This is a genomic window from Vibrio ouci, from assembly GCF_004551525.1.
GTDB classification, from domain to species: domain Bacteria; phylum Pseudomonadota; class Gammaproteobacteria; order Enterobacterales; family Vibrionaceae; genus Vibrio; species Vibrio ouci.
Genome location: NZ_SATR01000014.1, coordinates 45,114 through 62,046 on the forward strand (window position 1 = coordinate 45,114; position 16,933 = coordinate 62,046).

Genomic DNA, 16,933 nt, shown 5'->3' on the forward strand with positions numbered 1-16,933 from the left:
GCCTGTTATTGAGTTTTATCGATAAATCGACTTGGTCGACTGCCTGACAATCAACTCTATCGGTGGCAGGCGAACATCATGTCTTTCGCCACTTAGAAGATTAAGAATCGATTCTGCACACACTACCCCAACCTCTTCGACAGGTTGGCGCATGGTGGTCAATGCTGGAGTAAAGTAGAACGAGGTTGGCAAGTCATCAAACCCGACCACAGAGACATCTTCAGGTACTCGATAACCGTGGTCATGCAACGCTTTAATGGCCCCATAAGCCGTTTGATCATTGGCGGCAAAGATAGCGCTAAAATGGCTTTTTGACTCAATCAGCTCTTTGGTTAACTCATAGCCGCATTCGCTACTAAAATCCCCTTGCTTAATGAGCTTAGGTTGGACTTTAATCCCTGACTCTTGCAGCGCATTTTTATAGCCGACAAAGCGAGCCACCGCATCCGGCTGGTTAAGCAAGCCTTTAATATGGGCGATGTTTAAATGACCTTGCTGCAGTAAATGCAGGGTTGCCATATAGCCACCGAGCACGTTGTCGATGTTAATGCAGCGCACTCGGTCACCAATCACATCATAACCAACCGCCACTACCGGAATGTTCTCCGCGTAATCGAGAATTTGTTGCTCAGTCAGGCTGCCAGTCACAATGATCACCCCATCGACATTGCTCTTTGCAAGGTATTCTAGCGCATGGGATTCAAGCTTATTTTTCCAGTGCCCCGTCGCAATCACCAATGAGTAGCCCTGCGCACTAAACACTTTCTCCATATCATTGAGGATACGACTCGTGTGCGGACTTTCAGGGTTTTGCACCAATACACCAATGGTCATTGAACGAGTGTTGGTACCTTGGTTCATGGTGTAATTGGGTTTGTAGCCCAGTGTTTTTATCGCTTTCTCGATGTTATTGGTTTTTTCATCGGACACATAAGTGGTGCGATTGAGAAAGCGAGAGACAGTGCTAGGTGAAACACCGGCGAGCTTGGCGACATCATAGATGGAAGGTTTTTTTTTCTTTTTGGTCGTCATAGAAACTGCCAATTGTACAAGCGAAACATCGACTATAGAAAGCCACCTTAAGGAGCTCAACTGACGTTGATAGAAATTGAGATCTCAAAAGGTAAGCCAGTACTAAAATAGACTGGCTTACTCGTTAGAGGTTAGCCCAAGCGATTAAAACGTCGCCAGCGATTTCTCGCTCATGGCATCGAATAGATGAATCGCATCCAGATCTAAGTAAAGCGTCAGCTCATTCACATCCACTTCAGCGGCCTGCGTTTCAACCATCAAAGATTGACCTGCAATCTCGGTTTTCAGCAAGATGCTTGCACCCAGCAGTTCCTTGTCTTTGATTTTGACCGGGAACGGCAGCACTCGATCATGATCCACTTGTTCAGCACGCAAATGAATGTCAGTCGGGCGTACACCAAAATGCAAAGCCAAGTTCTTAGACGCATGCGCATGGAAGCGCTCTGGCAATGGGATACGAGTGTCGCCTAGCTCAACGTGCCAGTTGCCCTCTTCGCCCACCAGCTGAGCATCGAGCATGTTCATTGATGGGTTACCGATAAACTGAGCAACGAACTTGTTCGCTGGCTGTTGGAACACTTCAGTTGGCGTCCCTACTTGAGCCACATAACCATCTTTGAGAATCACAATGCGGTCAGCAAGGGTCATCGCTTCGATTTGATCGTGCGTGACATAAATCGTGGTAGTTTGAAGCTCTCTGTGCAGTTGTTTGATCTCTTCACGCATCGTGCCACGCAATTTTGCATCAAGGTTCGATAGAGGCTCATCAAACAGGAACACTTTTGGAGTGCGCACCATCGCTCGGCCCATTGCCACACGTTGGCGTTGACCACCTGATAGCTCTTTCGGTTTACGAGCAAGCAGCGGGTCAAGCTCTAGCATTTTTGCCGCTTTACGCACCTCTGTATCGATTTGATCTTTTGGCATGCCCTTAAGTTTGAGCGCAAAGGCAATGTTTTCATACACCGTCATGTGCGGGTAAAGGGCATAGCTTTGGAACACCATTGCTAAATCACGGTCTTTAGCATCGATTTTGTTCATCAGCTTATCGCCAACGAAAATCTCGCCTGCGGTGATGCTCTCTAAGCCAGCAAGCATACGCAGCGTCGTCGATTTACCACAGCCTGATGGGCCAAGAAAAACCACGAACTCGCCATCGTTGACCGTAAAGTCGAAGTGCTTAACCACTTCCACATCGTCATAGGATTTTTTGATGTTTTTAAACTCAACTTTTGCCATTACTGGTTCTCCTCTCGGCGCTCTAGCAGCATGTTGCGGTATGCGATTGCACTTTGTTTCAGGGTGCGCTGCTGGGTTTCGTAGTCCACGTGAACAATACCGAAGCGCTGTTTGTAACCATACGCCCACTCAAAGTTATCCATTAAACTCCACGCAAAGTAACCTTGTACGTCAACGCCTGCTTTAATTGCTTTATCAACTGACTCTAGGTGAGCTTGGAAGTAGTTAACACGCTGGGTGTCATTCACTTCACCGTTGATGCAGTCATCTTCACCTGCAGCGCCATTTTCAGTAATGTACAGCGGCGGTAGGTTGTCATAACGGTCATGTAAGCGTAGTAGCAGATCAGTCAATGCTTGTGGGTAAATTTCCCAACCAATGAAGGTGTGCTCATTAGCAGGCTGAGGCACATCTTTGATATCACCATTTTCATCAAAGCGAACTACACAGCGGGTGTAGAAGTTCACACCAATGAAGTCTAAGTCCGTGCGAATAATGTCTAAGTCACCTTCTAGGATCATTGGCATATTGTGCGCTTGGCGATCTAGAACCAATTGCGGGTATTCACCTTTTAATACCGGGTCCATAAACCAGTGAAAACCCTCTGCATCGCTGTACTCAGCAGCGCCAATGTCTGCGTCAGTTAGTGGGTAAGCCGGTGTCGCATTAAACACGCATCCATGCATCGCATTCGGTGCGTTTTTACGCATGTGTGGAATCGCCAAACCGTGAGCCAGCATTAGGTGGTGCGCTGACAAGAAGCCCTCACGCTCACCTTTAATACCTGGTGCGTGCATACCCCAACGGTAACCTAAGTAAGATGAGCAGAACGGTTCGTTCAAGGTGGCGTACGAATCAATCTTGTCGCCAAAGTAAGCACTCACGGCCTTAGCGTACTCTTCAAACTTGTAAGCGGTTTCACGATTTAACCAGCCGCCTTTATCTTCAAGGTATTGTGGCAAGTCCCAGTGATAAAGAGTCACGAACACTTTCAAGCCTTGGGCATGGCACTCGTCAATGATTTGCTCGTAAAACTTGAGCCCCTCTTCGTTAACCTGACCATCCTGTGGAACGATGCGAGGCCACGCCATCGACAGGCGGTAAGCATCCACGCCAAGACCTTTGATCATCTCGATATCTTGCTTCCAAAGGTGGAAGTGGTCACAAGCAACGTCGCCGTTGTCCATGTTGTCTACCGCACCTGGCTTGTTACAGAAGGTATCCCAAATAGAAGGAGTACGACCGCCAAGCTGTGCACCACCCTCAATTTGGTAAGAAGAAGTGGCAACGCCAAATAAGAATTCTGGGCTACGTAATTTTGAGTCTGTAGGAAGTTGGAATTTATTCATTGTTATTAAACCTTTTAGCCTTTTACTGCGCCTGACGTCAGGCCACTAATCATTTGTTTTGAAGCGAATAAGTAAGTAATTACCAGCGGAAGAATCGAGATAGTCGTGCCCAGCATTACCGCTCCCCAAGGAGTATTTGGAATGCCTTGCACACTACGCAGTGCCTGAGTAATCACATAGTTGTCTGGGGTTGTTAGCACCACTAACGGCTGCATAAACATGTTCCAGAAGAAGACGAATTGAACGATAGCAAGCGTTGCTAGAGCCGGTTTCATCAGCGGAAGCACCACACTCCAATAAGTTCTAAATTCACCTGCCCCATCCAGTTTTGCCGCTTCCAGTAACTCTTTTGGAATCGAAGCCACCACATGCTGACGCATTAAGAAAATACCAAACGGCGTCGTAGTGAACGGCAGCCATACCGCGAGATGGTTATCGAGCAAGCCTAGGAACTTCACGATCATGAAGTAAGGGATCAAACTCAGCACCGGCGGGATCATCATTGAGCCAACCAGCATGCCGAACAGAAACGTTTTGCCCTTGAACTTGTACACCGCAAAGGCGTAGCCACCCATGCTACAGAACAGCAGCGAGATGGTTGTGCCTAGAAAAGCAATGTAGATGGAGTTAAACATCGCTTGCCAAAACGGCATGATCTCAAGCAGTTTGGCGTAGTTAATCGCTAAGCTGTCACCAATGGCGAAGCTGATGCCCGTGCCAAAGATTTCCGTACGGTCACGAGTAGACAGTAGCGCCGACCACAGGAACGGGAACACCGTCATGATGGCTGAAATAATCAGCACGACGGCAAGCAATGCAATCATTAGCTTGGTAAAGATTTCGATGCTGCGATCACTTGGACGCCAGCGAGGAGACATTACGTGTTGAGTGGTCATCTTATTGCTCCCCCAAACCTTTTTTACCGAAGAAGAAGAATTGCACCGCAGTACAGCCTGCAATCAGCATAAAGAGCAGCCAAGAGATAGCCGACGCTGTGCCCATTTCTAACCACTCCCAACCCACTTTGTAGAGGTACATTGAAATCGTTAGACCTGATTGACCTGTACCACCTGTACCACGAGTCAGAACGAACGGTTCTTCAAACAGCTGTAAGTTACCGATGATGGTCATGGTTACAGCAAAGAAGATAAACGGACGAATCATTGGCAATGAGATGCTCCAGAAACGGCGCCATGCGTTGGCACCATCCATTCGTGCGGCTTCAAGAATATCTTTAGGAATGGTCATCAAGCCCGTGGTGTACAACACGATGTTGAAACCGGTGTATTTCCAGAACACCATAATGGCGATAGACGGTTTGACCATAGTCGCGTCATCTAGCCAGCGGATTGGCTGAAAGTCATTCACCCAGCCAAACGCCCAACCAAACAAGGTGCTATCTGCCAGTGCGATTAAGGTCTGGTTGATGATGCCCGAGTTCGGCGAGTACATGTTGAAGAAGATCAGTGATGCCGCCACCGTTGAGGTGATAAACGGCAAGAAGTACGCCGATGTCAGCCAATGGCGGAAACGGTCACTCATTGACACCAAAATGTAAGCGACAGGCAAGGCAACCAAGTGCTGAGCGACGCCAGATGTAATCGCTAGCCATAGGGTGTTTTTCAGTGAACGCCACAGCCACGGGTCAGTCAGTGCAATGTGGTAGTTCTCTAACCCCACATAATCCATCGCACCTAAACCTTCGACTGGGTTCCACTCATGAAACGACAGAAAGATTGAAAACAGTAACGGGACAATCCCAAATACAGAAAAAATAATCAGAAACGGAAGTAGGAATCCATACGGTGTAAGCGCTTTCAAACTCAGACGAGAAAAAAGGCTTTTGCTCTCGGATGTGTCCATAACCTTGCTCGCTGCATGATTCATAGTAACGACCTCTAGTTAGGAAGGCGAAACTCGCCTTCCTCCCTTACCAAATAACGAACTAATTAAAGATTACGAGTACGGCGTTTGATCATTCGCTCCGCTTCTTTCAGCGCAGTTTCGATGTCTTTGCCTTCATCCAGTACTTCCATTAGCGCATTCTCTAAAATAATAGAACGTGCCACGTGGTCACCTTTCGCTGGTGCAACTGGCTTGATATTTTTCGCTACGTCAGCAAACAGTAGACGAGCCTTTTGACCGCCAAGGAATGCCACTTCTTCTTGGAATAGATCATCATCATAAGTAGTTGTGTTCGCTGGGAATGCAGCGATGGTTTCAAAGTGCTTAAGCTGAATATCACGCTTGGTTGTCATGTATTCGATCAGCTTCCACGCTTCATCTTGGTGTTTAGATTGGGTTGGGATTGATAGGAATGATCCGCCCCAGCTGCCGTAGATACCATCAGGTAGGTGAGACACACCCCAGTTACCTGCCGTCTCTGGTGCAATCCAGTTGTTTAGGTGGCCAAGTAGCCATGCGCCAGAAAGCTGAGTAGCAAACGTGCCGTTACGGAAACCTTCATACCATTCGTTTGACCACGCTAAGATGCGTGCATCTAGGCCTTTGTCACGAATCTCTTTTGCAACTTCAAATGCGTGGACAAAACGCTCTGAAGTGACCACTGGGTTACCATCTTTATCGAAGTACAGACCTTCGCCTTCAGGTACTGTCGTGAAGATGATCGCTTGCGCTACATCTGCTGCTGAAGCAATCAGGTAGACATCTTTCTTCTTCAGCTCTTCACCCGCTTTGATGTACGAATCCCAATCTTTAATTGCTTCATTTAAGTCGATACCGGCTTTTTCAAACACGTCTGTGCGGTAGTACATTACGCCTGGACCTAGGTCGACAGGCATGCCGTATACATCACCGTCAGCACCTTTACCTTGCGCCCACGCGTAAGGCGCAAAACTCTCTGCGTACTTATCGGCACCGTAGTTTTCAGACAGATTAACTAAACCGCCAGATGCTACAAACGGACCAATTTTCTCTACATCAACAACAATGACGTCACCTGCGCCTGAGCCTGTTGCTAAGTTGGTGGTCAGCTTCGTATGGTGGTCCCCGTGGTTGTTCATTAGGTAATCAACCTTAATGCCTGTCTCTTTTTCAAAGTCAGGAAGCAGCACTTTCAAGCTGCTGTCAAAATCAGGGAAACCATCAAAGCGAATCTCAGAATTAGCAGCGTTGACTGTTGATGCGACTCCAAGCGCAGTAACAGTGGCAAGCGTCAAAGTTTTTAGTTTCATCTTATTGTCCTTAAATGATTTTGTAGGATTTAGAGTTGTTTCACAGAGCTTCTAGGCACCAAAGTTGGTGACAGTTTGAAGCTCACGTCTCGCTTGTTTTTATTGAGTATTTGAATGACCAGTTGAACGGCTTCAGCACTCATTTGTTCAATGGGGAAGTTCACTGTGCTTAACGGTGGCGATATGTAGCGCGCGAACAAGATGTCATCGAACCCCATCAATGAAACCTGTTCGGGTACGCTAATCCCTTCCTCTTTGAGCACTTCAAACGCTCCGAATGCCATATGATCGTTACAGGCAAACACAGCGGTAAATGAACAATCGCGGTTAAGTAATTTACGCATTGCACTCACACCCGATTCCTCGGTAAAACCGGCCTCTGAAACCAATGCTTCGTCGAACAAGATATCCGCTTCTTCCAAAGCTTTGCGATAACCTTGCAGACGCCCCCGTGCATCAGATTTATCCAGAGGGCCGGTAATACATGCGATGTTACGATGCCCCATTCGCAACAAATGTTCAGTCGCTAACTGGCCACCAAACTCGTTGTCTATTTCAATGCAATTTTGCGCAAGTTCTGGAACGAATCGATTGACCAACACTAGCGCCACGCCTTTCGCCTCAAGGTCTGTTAAGTAATCATCAGTTAAGTGCTGAGTATGCAAAATCATTGCATCTACTCGGCGACCTAGAAGAAACTCAACTGACTCCCTCTGCCCTTGCTCTGTGTTAGAACCCGCCGTTACCACCACGTGATAGCCTAATCGGCGTAGCCTGTTCTCAATGCTGTGTAGAATCCCAGAGTAAAAAGGGCCACCCAGCTCAGGCACGATGATGCCAATACTTCCGGTACGGCTAGAAGCCAGCGCTTGTGCAATTGCATTTGGGCGATAGCCGAGAACTTGTATCGCTTTTTCCACTTTGAGCTTCTTATCATGGCTGACTCGGCTGGTACCGTTGATCACTCGTGATACGGTCGCTTGAGAGACACCTGCGTATTCAGAAACATCTTTGATTGTGGCCACTTATACACCTCGACTACTGCCTGTATTCAAAACCGCTTTCTTCAATAGAAACCGCTTTCATGGAGCTAGTATTGATGATTTGCTTAGTGAGTAGCGTGAGAATAATCACACTCAACCATGCCTTAAATGGCCTGATTTACTAAACAATGAAGCAGGGGGAAGTTTCGAACGACGCCATGAAACTGTTTCATGAAACGGTCAATAGACAACCAATGCGAGCTATTTACTGAGTCGATGGAGCAACAGAATTGATTGGTTTCAGAAACAAAAAAGAGCCGCGAAATCGCGGCTCAAATGATTGGAGTTAATCATAATCTGGCTAGCGGCTTCACTGCCTTACCGTTAGCAGAAAAATAGACAGTATTTACTAGAGTGGATTACCACCATGCTTCGAACATTGCACCCACAGCGACCGTATCGGCTGTTACGCTTGTTGTACTTGGGCCTTTAGTTTCAACATCACCCACTGTGGTGTAGAAACGTAGCATTGGACGACTCCAAGGCAAGCCACCTAGCGAAACGTTTTGCGATAGCGTCACTTTCCAACCGTTCTTTTCACTGCCGTCGTCAAAGTCTTCCATCGCATAACCCGCTTCTAGCCATGTCGAGTGAACGTCATCCCATTGGTATTGTGGACGAACGATGCCAGCGTACTCGTTCTTCTCATCCGTGTCTGTGCCTGAGAAGTTTTTGTATGACACTAGGTAATCAATAATGAACTGTTCTGACGCCGTGTAACCACCTTCTAAGCTGACGTAAGTGACTTTGTAGTCATCCCCTTTCAGCTCAAACACAGAGTTATCCGCACCGTCAGCATATTTCATTACCAACTTGTTTGAAGCGCCTAGCCCCATGACTGCACCCACTTGCCACGCCGTTTCATCACTCACGTTTGGATCGGTGCCCGTGTTCGCCTCATCAGAAGCAAAGCCATAGTTGGCGTACAGATCTAGGTTACCAATCCCAAGATCAATGCCGTGCAACTTAGAGGTAATCGCATAGCGGCCAGAGTCGTTACCTAATGCACCATCTTCACTATCCACGGCGCCAACAAAGCCCATATCCAGTTTTGCGCCACCTAAATTAAAGTTATTGAAGCCTGCACCTTGACCATCATGAGACATCCAGAAGTAATCGTTCAAACCTTGTTGCGGACGTTGATGGAAGTCTCGGCCAGCCCACATATAGAGTTCAGGTTGGCTTTCAAAAATATTGGTCACACCGGCATACATTTTCTTCAAGTTTACACCACCCGATGATCCCCACTGATCGTTACTCCAGTCATCGACCATAAACACTAGGTCCCATTTAGCGCCGTTATCCGCTTGGAAGATTTTCGCTAACTGCACTTCACCGCCGTTAGCTTCGTTACCGAGACGGCCCAGTGAACGGCCAGAGCTGCCCACTTCAACATAGCGGTTGTCGCCAGATGAGTAATGCGCACCATAACGTGCGTAACCAGAGAAGATAATCCCTGAAGGTACTTCTGTTTCTGGGGTTAACACTGCGGGTTGTTGGTCATCGGTATAATCGATCTCAACCAGTTTTGATTCCAGCTCTTGGATACGCTGCTCTAGGTCAGAGATATCCGTGTTGTCAGCAAGAACAGAAGCGGCTGCAAGCGAAGAGGCCACTGCTAGGGTGATCGGTAAAACTTTAAAGCTTTTCATGTTATATCCCTATTATTTATTAGGTTTGCTATCTTTCGGCAAAAATAATAAGCAATGAAAAGCTTGAAAATATCGGACTAGTTCACAACCGCCATTGGAATGAACAGCCATGAAACTGCTTAAGAATTACTCAACAAATAAATGTGCTTTTAATCAGTAAATTAGCAACAAAGTCTGTTATTCACCCGACTTGAAATCGGTTTCATTTCATGGAAATCAGCGAAAGTTGTCACGAAAATCTCATGGGATTGAAGCATTAAAATCTCATCACGACTGAAACATTTCATAATCATGAAAACATTCATTCGCATTGTGAGTTTTTGAACAAAATAGTCGACGACGTGGCGAAGAAGTGGGCGTGATTTAAGAGATGAAATTTAAGATGCAAGAGATTTAACGCTGTGTTTTTCCAGCATGGTCTTCATCCAATCGAGTTGGAAAGGTTTAGGTATCACATCATCAAATCCTTGCTCTAGGTAGTAGCTGACATCACTTTCAAAGGTATTAGCCGTCAACGCGATGATGGCCGTCTTCGGGGCTAAGTGCTGCTGTTTGATTCGTTTCAATGCTTCAATACCATCCATAATCGGCATCTGAATATCCATCAAAATAATATCGAAATGTTGAGACTCAAGTGTGTCCAGACACTCCTGGCCGTTATAAGCCAAAGTGGTACTCACATTTAAAACTGATAGCATTTTTTCAGCGACAATCTGATTCACTTTCATGTCTTCGACGATAAGAACTGATAGGCCCTGTAAATCCGAGTTATCCCTCGCCAATACCGGTTCACAATAGTCGTTGCTCAACATATCCATAGTTCGAAGCAGAGAGAAAGTGTCATAAGGTTTATTCAACTTGATGTAATCGCTCACCTCAGGTTGTTCACCATGTACATCGCCAATATAGATGATAGATTGACCTTCAGCTTGATTGATTAGAGGCGTCGCCAACTCATCAGTTCGACTTTGATAATATACCTTGACCGTTGCGGGCTCATCCTGCGTGTTCAAACATTTGAGATCTGAAGTGATAAGCTGCTTCGCATAAGGATTTAAGGTAACAACCCGTACTTTTTGCTGCCTTGTACGATCTGAAACAAGTTCGACCTTTTCCACAACATCGACAGGTATGCTAACGGTGAAACAGGTACCTTTTTCAAGCTCACTATCCACTGCGATCGTCCCGTTCATTAGCTCAACCAAGGATTGACAGATCGAGAGCCCTAAGCCCGTACCTCCGTACTGGCGAGTAATTGATTCATCCGCTTGAGTGAACTCATTAAATACTTTTGCCATTTGTTCTTGGGTCATACCAATACCGGTATCAGTAATCGTCATTACCAAATAGCTATGCTCATCAACTTGGGTCACATCACAGTGAATATCTACATGGCCATGACTGGTAAATTTTACAGCGTTGTAACTGAGGTTATTGATCACTTGCAGCAGTTTGGTTCGATCGGCAAACAGTTTGAAATCTTGTTCAAGAGCGGAACGGAAAAAAACATCCACTTCTGGTTTATTCACCTCAACCAAAATACTCTTACACGAGTTGATCAGCTCACTTAAGTTAAATTCCTCTTTTTCAAGCGCGACTTGGCCTTGCTCTATTTTGCTCAGATCCAACACACTGTTGATCAATTTCAGTAGATGCTGACCTGAGTTATTAATCATCGAGATAAACTCTTTAGTCTGCTTGGTCGATTCTTGATAGTACTCTTTTTGGCTCAACCCTATGACTGCATTAAGCGGGGTTCTCATTTCATGTGACATATTGGCAAGAAAGCGAGCTTTGGCTTGAGCGCTTTCTTCGGCCTGCTGTTTGGCTTCTTCCAATCGAATTGAACGCTCTTTTAGATCGCGACTCAATTTACTCTGGTTGAGGTACATCCAAGAGATCACCCCTATCATCAAAAGTGAGCAAACAAGAATGATGGCAAGGTTCACATACTGCTTATCATAGAGGTTTTCTTTGTGCCGATTAAATTCCAATTGGTGCTTTTGAACTTCAGTTATAAAGCCGGACAAGTACTCATTTAGATCTTTATACACCGCATCCAAATTTTTCGTCGCAGACTTTAACACCTGCTCATCCACCAAAGTGACTTTTTGCAACATCGTTGACGCCTGTTCTATGCCCCCAATAATCTCTGCCAACGAATTGATGTCCCCATACTGCTTGTGAACCCTTTGAGTCTCTTTCGAACGGAGATCTTGCATAATGCTCGATCTAAACACTCTCGCTTTGACCTTGAGTCGCACTAACGCTTGGGGAGCTGGGTTCAGTGCGAATTGGTTGGCTGCCGACTTTAACAGCAACAATTTGTTTTTTGCTCCTAGGTTATTATTGACGATGGTCACATAAGGCTGAGAGGGAATATTGCGTATCTCAGAAAGCGAATAAAAGAAATATATAATCATTGCCATCAGCACTAAGCACAGCGCCGAAATAACGCCGATAAAAAATCGCCCTGCGACTCCATCTGTGCCTTCGATACCTTTACTCAACAACAATGTCCTTTATTTGCCAAACCGATAAGCTGTAGTAATAGTCATTCTTCAGCTCTGGATGATCGCTAAACGGGAAAACAATAAAAAACGGCCCTTTGTCGTCGATGGTCATTCGCTTACCTGATTCGTGAGTCGCCAGTAAAACTTGGTAGGTTTTGATATCCGCGATAGGGATAGTCGCAACATATTCATCCCACGCCGTTACTTTAACCTGAGTTCCAGTTGCGCCAACATAATCAAGTAGGCTTATTAGCGTCGGACCAGAATACTCTGTGACCTGCTCTATCACATGATTATTGGTGCGAATGGTGCCCTTATCTAATCCTTGCACCATCGCCTCATCCATCTCTACACCTGACGCCGAATTAGATTGAGAGATTTTGCCCGAAATCCATAAGATGGGCTCACCTTGAGGGGAAGGGATCGCATGCGCCGTGCTGACTAACACAACAGCGCAACTCATAAGAAAAGCACGTAAGAAACTAGTCATAAAGTACCCAGTTTTCGTCAAAGTTGACTATGTGGTTGTAGCCAAGATGACTACAACCACCCTTTTCCACAGTATAGACGACGATTTGTAACTGAATATTCTTATGCTTTCTGACAGAGTAATTTCATAACAAAGCGTTATATCAACTCAATCTCATTAGCCAGCAATCTATCTAAGACAAATAATCACAAATAAGTCTGTTATTTTCACTACTAGCATTAGTAATAATTTTCAAAGTTCTGACATCCAAAATAAAAATTAATGAATGATCTCGCTTAGATATATTTGAGGCCACCTGAAATGAATAAAGACTATAATCTCTTACACGTATTGCTTGTATTAGCTAAAGAGAAGCAAACAGTCTTAGCAGCAAAAAAACTTAATTTAAGCCAGCCAACTATTAGTGTTATGTTGCGCAAACTTAGGGAACAATTTGATGATCCCCTTTTCGTTCGCGACAAAAACACCTTAGAACCGACACCAAAATGTGAAAAGATATTACAAACCTTACCGGATGTACTAGATCAATTAGACTCGTTATATATTGAAAATACCGAGTGGAATATTCAATCTGAAGAAGAGGAAATCGAGCTCTATTTTGCTCCGCCGTTACTCTCATTGTTGGGTATTCCTTTGGTTCAGCGTCTTACTGAGTTGGCACCAAATTTAACGGTACAGTGTCAACAATGGAATCTAGAATCGATATCTAAACTCGATTCACATCGCCGTAGTTGGGGCGTTACTTATCTACCTATAGAGACCAATAAGAACCTAATTCAACGCGATTTAGGTGCAGATCGCTTCGGTTTCCTTATGCGTGCTGACCATCCTATTCAAGATAACCAAGTTGAAAGCGTCATCGAATATCCGCTTTGCGTGTGTGCAATTCCTGTCAGTGGTGCAATGTCACAAGCTGAGAAAGTTATCCATGAGCACAAGATAGACAAAATCATCAATGCTCGTGTCAGTGATCTCAATGTGATGCTGAATATGCTTAGCCAAAGTGACTACATTGGAATACTTCCTAAACGTTTCTTAAGTTTAGTCGGTAACAACTATCGTTTTATGCCTTTTCCAGAACACATTATTCCTAACGATCGTCGTCGCCATATTGCGCTATTTACCCACCAGCGCCATCGTCGCCACCCTCTTACTGATTGGTTAGATAATCAGTTAAAAATAATCCTCGAAGAAACCGCAAACACTTCTAATTAGTAGGTTATTAATAGAGTTAAATATCCCTCTCTCATCTCTATTACGTTTGTTAATACAGACTATAGAAACAGGGATAAATATTTTTCGTTACAGTGTGCTAAAACAGGAGAAATCTTATGAAGCACACTTTAGCGAAATGGGTCTCAGGTACATTATTAATTTGTAGTTGCTCCGCTTATCTTCCAGTCTATGCGTCAGAAAATAGCGCAAACTCCGTAGAGCAAAAAATCAATCAGGCATTGAACTCCGAAGTTCATGCACTAGGTATTAATGCCTATCTTTGGGGTTCGACTCTGGTTCGAATGGAACAGATTGCTCGTCAGTATACCGATATATCTTCAACACAATCAGAAACAAGCTACCGTGCGCCACTCAATCAATTTGGCCACGCACGTCAGTTGCCTGGCCCCTCCGATACGGATATGCCAACCGCCAATCAAGATACGCTCTACTCAAGTGCGATCCTCGATTTAAACCAAGGACCTATCGTTCTTTCCGTACCACAAGTCAACGATCGTTACTACGTCATCGACATGTTCGATATGTGGCACAACCTATTCAAGTATGTCGGCACACGTGCCACGGGGTCTCAACCTCACCAGTATTTGATCGTTCCTCCTGGCTGGAAAAAACCATCACAACTGCCCTACGACTTGGAAATCGTCCAAGCTCCGACAACCAAAGTTTGGCTGTGGGGCCGCACGCAAGTGTTTGGCGAACAAGATTACCCTCAAGTTCATGCTATCCAAGATAGCTATCAATTGACTCCGCTCGATGTCTACGTGGGTACCGATGAATTGTCACCTATCGCGCCACTTTCACCTAAGCCGGGTGAGAAGTCAGATCCACTGCGTTTTTTCGTTGAACTTGGTGAATATCTAAAATCAAACCCTGTCGATGAAAGGCAGCAAGCCCTGCTCGGACAGTTTGCCAAAATAGGCTTAACGCAAGATGGCTTTGATCGTGAAAAGCTGTCATCACAAGCACAAGATACTCTCGCTAAAGCCATTATTGATGGTCAGAACATCGTTGATGCTCAAATTGGTAATCCGGCCAACATCGTCAATAAAGATGGTTGGAACTACTCGTTTGTTCTTGACCAGTTTGGTGATGATAATGCGTTGCGTTCGATGATTGCTCACCCTTACTTAGGCGGCCAAGGCGCTATTGAAGCCCTTTACCCACTCGCCTATACCGATGCAGATGGGGTGCCATTGCAGGGCAAAAATAGCTACAAAATGCATTTCGAACAGACACCTCCTGTCGGCGCATTTTGGTCAGTGACGGTTTACGACGCCAAAACCAAGATGCTAATTGAAAACCCGCTGCAACGATATTCACTCAATAGTCACTCTGCTATCCGCACCAACAAAGACGGCTCATTCGATCTGACGTTTTCTCACCAGAAGCCGAGCAAAGACAAGCAAAGCAACTGGTTAGCGACACCTGAAGGAGGCTTTTACGTCATCACTCGCCTCTACATCCCATCGAAAGAGGTGCTTGATATGAAATGGACTGTCCCAGCAATCACCGCTCAGTAATCCAATTTACCACCAAACTTAGGCTTAAATTTACTATGAAAAAATCGCTACTCGCACTCGCTGTTACAGCGAGTGCTTCCATGAACGTTATGGCAGACTCTGGTCAGCCGAACATCTTGACCATCATGGTTGATGACGTTAGTCCTGCGGACATCTCTGCCTACCACCGAGGTTTAGGTGCTATTGAAACGCCTAACATCGACCGCATAGCTAAAAGCGGAATGATGGTGAGCGACTACTATGCTCAAGGTAGCTCTACTGCCGGACGTTCTGCCTTTATCACAGGCCAATACCCAATTCGGACCGGGTTAACGACGGTCGGACAGCCAGGCTCAAATATCGGTATCCAAGACCAAACACCAACCTTAGCGCAAATGTTGAAAGACAAAGGTTACTCGACTATCGCGGTCGGTAAGGACCATATCGGCGATCGCAATAAATTCCTGCTGACACGTCATGGCTTCGATGAGTTTTTTGGCTTCCTCTATCACCTAAACGTGATGGAAATGCCAGAGCAACCAGAGTTTCCTAAAGACCCGAACTTTGTTGGCCGTCCGCGTAATGTGCTGCATACGTTTGCCACCGACAAATTCGACGACACCAAAGATCCTCGCTGGGGTACAGTGGGTAAACAACGCATTGAAGATAAAGGCCCGCTGACCATTGAGCGCATGAAGCATATTGATGATGAGTTTGTGGGCTTTGCCACTGACTGGATCGATGAGCACCAATCGCAGTCACCGGATAAGCCATTCTTTATGTGGTTCAACCCATCACGTATGCACCAGCAAATACATGTCAAAGATGAATACCTTGGGGCGAGTGGCCACACCGAATATTTCGACGCACTGAAAGAACTTGATGACCAAGTGGGGGTTATCCTCGATAAGCTCGATGAAGAAGGCTTAACCGACAATACCATCATCATGTTTACCGCCGATAATGGTATTAACCTTGATCACTGGCCAATGGCAGGTTCAGCACAATTTAAAGGCCAGAAAGGTACTACTTGGGATGGCGCATTCCGCGTACCAATGCTGGTAAGTTGGCCTGGTCATATTCCTGAAGGGGAATACACGGGTGAATTCATGACATCGGAAGATTGGGTGCCAACATTGATGGCCGCCGCAGGTGAAGAGAACATTAAGCAGAAACTACTTGATGGCACTAAGATCAACGGCACCAGCTTTAAAGCTCACCTTGATGGCTACAACCAACTCGATATGCTGACTAAGGGCGAAAAGAGTCCACGTAAATCGTTCTTCTACTTCAATGAAACCGACCTAAACGCCGTGCGTGTAGGCAAGTGGAAAGTTCACCTAAAAACCAAGACTGAATGGGTAGAACCCGCTAAAGCATGGCCTTTGGGGATTCTGATGGATATCAAGGCCGACCCATATGAGCGTACACCTGAAACGCGCGGTTGGTTCCTGTGGATGAAAGAGCGCTCTTGGGCGGTGCCTATCATTCAAAAAGAAATTGTTCAGTTCCAGCAGTCGATGAAGCAATTCCCGCCAATCCAAAAAGCAGGTGGCATTGGTATGTCTGACAATAGTCTAGTCAAAGAAAAGTAACCGAACATCTTTGCATGTAGATGTTACTAAGCAAAAGGGGAAGTGTTCAATACACCTCCCCTTTTTTTAGTCTCTACCACTTACAGCGCAC

The 16,933-nt window shown here is 45.6% G+C and carries 13 protein-coding genes; 3 read left to right on the top strand and 10 right to left on the bottom strand.

Annotation, left to right across the window (positions count from 1 at the left end; translation table 11 throughout):
• Positions 1–15 precede the first annotated feature (15 nt).
• The 10 genes from ELS82_RS10835 to ELS82_RS10880 form a co-directional block, all read right to left on the bottom strand.
• On the bottom strand, positions 16–1,032 hold the full coding sequence (locus tag ELS82_RS10835; RefSeq protein WP_134835497.1) for a LacI family DNA-binding transcriptional regulator: 1,017 nt from the start codon (positions 1,030–1,032) through the stop codon (positions 16–18).
• A gap of 144 nt (positions 1,033–1,176) precedes the next feature.
• Complete coding sequence (locus ELS82_RS10840) at positions 1,177–2,271, bottom strand: ABC transporter ATP-binding protein (RefSeq protein ID WP_134835498.1); 1,095 nt, start codon at positions 2,269–2,271, stop codon at positions 1,177–1,179.
• Entirely contained in the window at positions 2,271–3,620 is a 1,350-nt protein-coding gene (locus ELS82_RS10845; RefSeq protein ID WP_134835499.1) for a GH1 family beta-glucosidase, read from the bottom strand. The genes ELS82_RS10840 and ELS82_RS10845 overlap by 1 nt, the downstream gene beginning before the upstream one ends.
• 14 nt (positions 3,621–3,634) lie before the next feature.
• On the bottom strand, positions 3,635–4,516 hold the full coding sequence (locus ELS82_RS10850; protein WP_134835500.1) for a carbohydrate ABC transporter permease: 882 nt from the start codon (positions 4,514–4,516) through the stop codon (positions 3,635–3,637).
• A 1-nt stretch (position 4,517) separates the two neighbouring features.
• Positions 4,518–5,507, bottom strand: a complete 990-nt coding sequence (locus ELS82_RS10855; protein WP_134835501.1) for a carbohydrate ABC transporter permease — start codon at positions 5,505–5,507, stop codon at positions 4,518–4,520.
• Positions 5,508–5,569: 62 nt separating this feature from the next.
• The gene (locus ELS82_RS10860) at positions 5,570–6,814 is read right to left on the bottom strand and encodes an ABC transporter substrate-binding protein (RefSeq protein WP_053439502.1); all 1,245 of its coding nucleotides are present in this window, start codon (positions 6,812–6,814) and stop codon (positions 5,570–5,572) included.
• A gap of 29 nt (positions 6,815–6,843) precedes the next feature.
• A complete protein-coding gene (locus ELS82_RS10865; protein WP_134835502.1) occupies positions 6,844–7,839 on the bottom strand; it encodes a LacI family DNA-binding transcriptional regulator in 996 nt (331 codons plus the stop codon).
• Positions 7,840–8,216: 377 nt separating this feature from the next.
• Positions 8,217–9,509: a carbohydrate porin gene (locus ELS82_RS10870; protein WP_134835503.1), complete on the bottom strand. Its 1,293-nt coding sequence runs from the start codon at positions 9,507–9,509 to the stop codon at positions 8,217–8,219.
• A gap of 377 nt (positions 9,510–9,886) precedes the next feature.
• Positions 9,887–12,019 carry an ATP-binding protein gene (locus ELS82_RS10875; RefSeq protein ID WP_134835504.1) on the bottom strand — a complete coding sequence of 711 codons (2,133 nt, stop codon included), beginning with the start codon at positions 12,017–12,019 and terminating at the stop codon, positions 9,887–9,889.
• The gene (locus ELS82_RS10880; protein ID WP_244230777.1) at positions 12,012–12,485 is read right to left on the bottom strand and encodes a putative pterin-binding protein; all 474 of its coding nucleotides are present in this window, start codon (positions 12,483–12,485) and stop codon (positions 12,012–12,014) included. The genes ELS82_RS10875 and ELS82_RS10880 overlap by 8 nt, the downstream gene beginning before the upstream one ends.
• Before the next feature lie 327 nt (positions 12,486–12,812).
• Between ELS82_RS10880 and ELS82_RS10885 the strand changes: the two genes are divergently transcribed.
• The 3 genes from ELS82_RS10885 (at position 12,813) to ELS82_RS10895 (ending at position 16,842) form a co-directional block, all read left to right on the top strand.
• On the top strand, positions 12,813–13,727 hold the full coding sequence (locus tag ELS82_RS10885) for a LysR family transcriptional regulator (RefSeq protein WP_134835506.1): 915 nt from the start codon (positions 12,813–12,815) through the stop codon (positions 13,725–13,727).
• Between the two features lie 116 nt (positions 13,728–13,843).
• Positions 13,844–15,268 carry a DUF1254 domain-containing protein gene (locus ELS82_RS10890; protein ID WP_134835507.1) on the top strand — a complete coding sequence of 475 codons (1,425 nt, stop codon included), beginning with the start codon at positions 13,844–13,846 and terminating at the stop codon, positions 15,266–15,268.
• Positions 15,269–15,303: 35 nt separating this feature from the next.
• Entirely contained in the window at positions 15,304–16,842 is a 1,539-nt protein-coding gene (locus ELS82_RS10895) for a sulfatase-like hydrolase/transferase (RefSeq protein WP_134835508.1), read from the top strand.
• Positions 16,843–16,933 lie beyond the last annotated feature (91 nt).

Coding starts and splice junctions, on each gene's coding strand:
- ELS82_RS10840 (WP_134835498.1), bottom strand. CDS start 2,271: ATGGCAAAAGTTGAGTTTAAAAACATCAAAAAATCCTATGACGATGTG.
- ELS82_RS10850 (WP_134835500.1), bottom strand. CDS start 4,516: ATGACCACTCAACACGTAATGTCTCCTCGCTGGCGTCCAAGTGATCGC.
- ELS82_RS10860 (WP_053439502.1), bottom strand. CDS start 6,814: ATGAAACTAAAAACTTTGACGCTTGCCACTGTTACTGCGCTTGGAGTC.
- ELS82_RS10855 (WP_134835501.1), bottom strand. CDS start 5,507: ATGAATCATGCAGCGAGCAAGGTTATGGACACATCCGAGAGCAAAAGC.
- ELS82_RS10885 (WP_134835506.1), top strand. CDS start 12,813: ATGAATAAAGACTATAATCTCTTACACGTATTGCTTGTATTAGCTAAA.
- ELS82_RS10845 (WP_134835499.1), bottom strand. CDS start 3,620: ATGAATAAATTCCAACTTCCTACAGACTCAAAATTACGTAGCCCAGAA.
- ELS82_RS10870 (WP_134835503.1), bottom strand. CDS start 9,509: ATGAAAAGCTTTAAAGTTTTACCGATCACCCTAGCAGTGGCCTCTTCG.
- ELS82_RS10895 (WP_134835508.1), top strand. CDS start 15,304: ATGAAAAAATCGCTACTCGCACTCGCTGTTACAGCGAGTGCTTCCATG.
- ELS82_RS10880 (WP_244230777.1), bottom strand. CDS start 12,485: ATGAGTTGCGCTGTTGTGTTAGTCAGCACGGCGCATGCGATCCCTTCC.
- ELS82_RS10890 (WP_134835507.1), top strand. CDS start 13,844: ATGAAGCACACTTTAGCGAAATGGGTCTCAGGTACATTATTAATTTGT.
- ELS82_RS10835 (WP_134835497.1), bottom strand. CDS start 1,032: ATGACGACCAAAAAGAAAAAAAAACCTTCCATCTATGATGTCGCCAAG.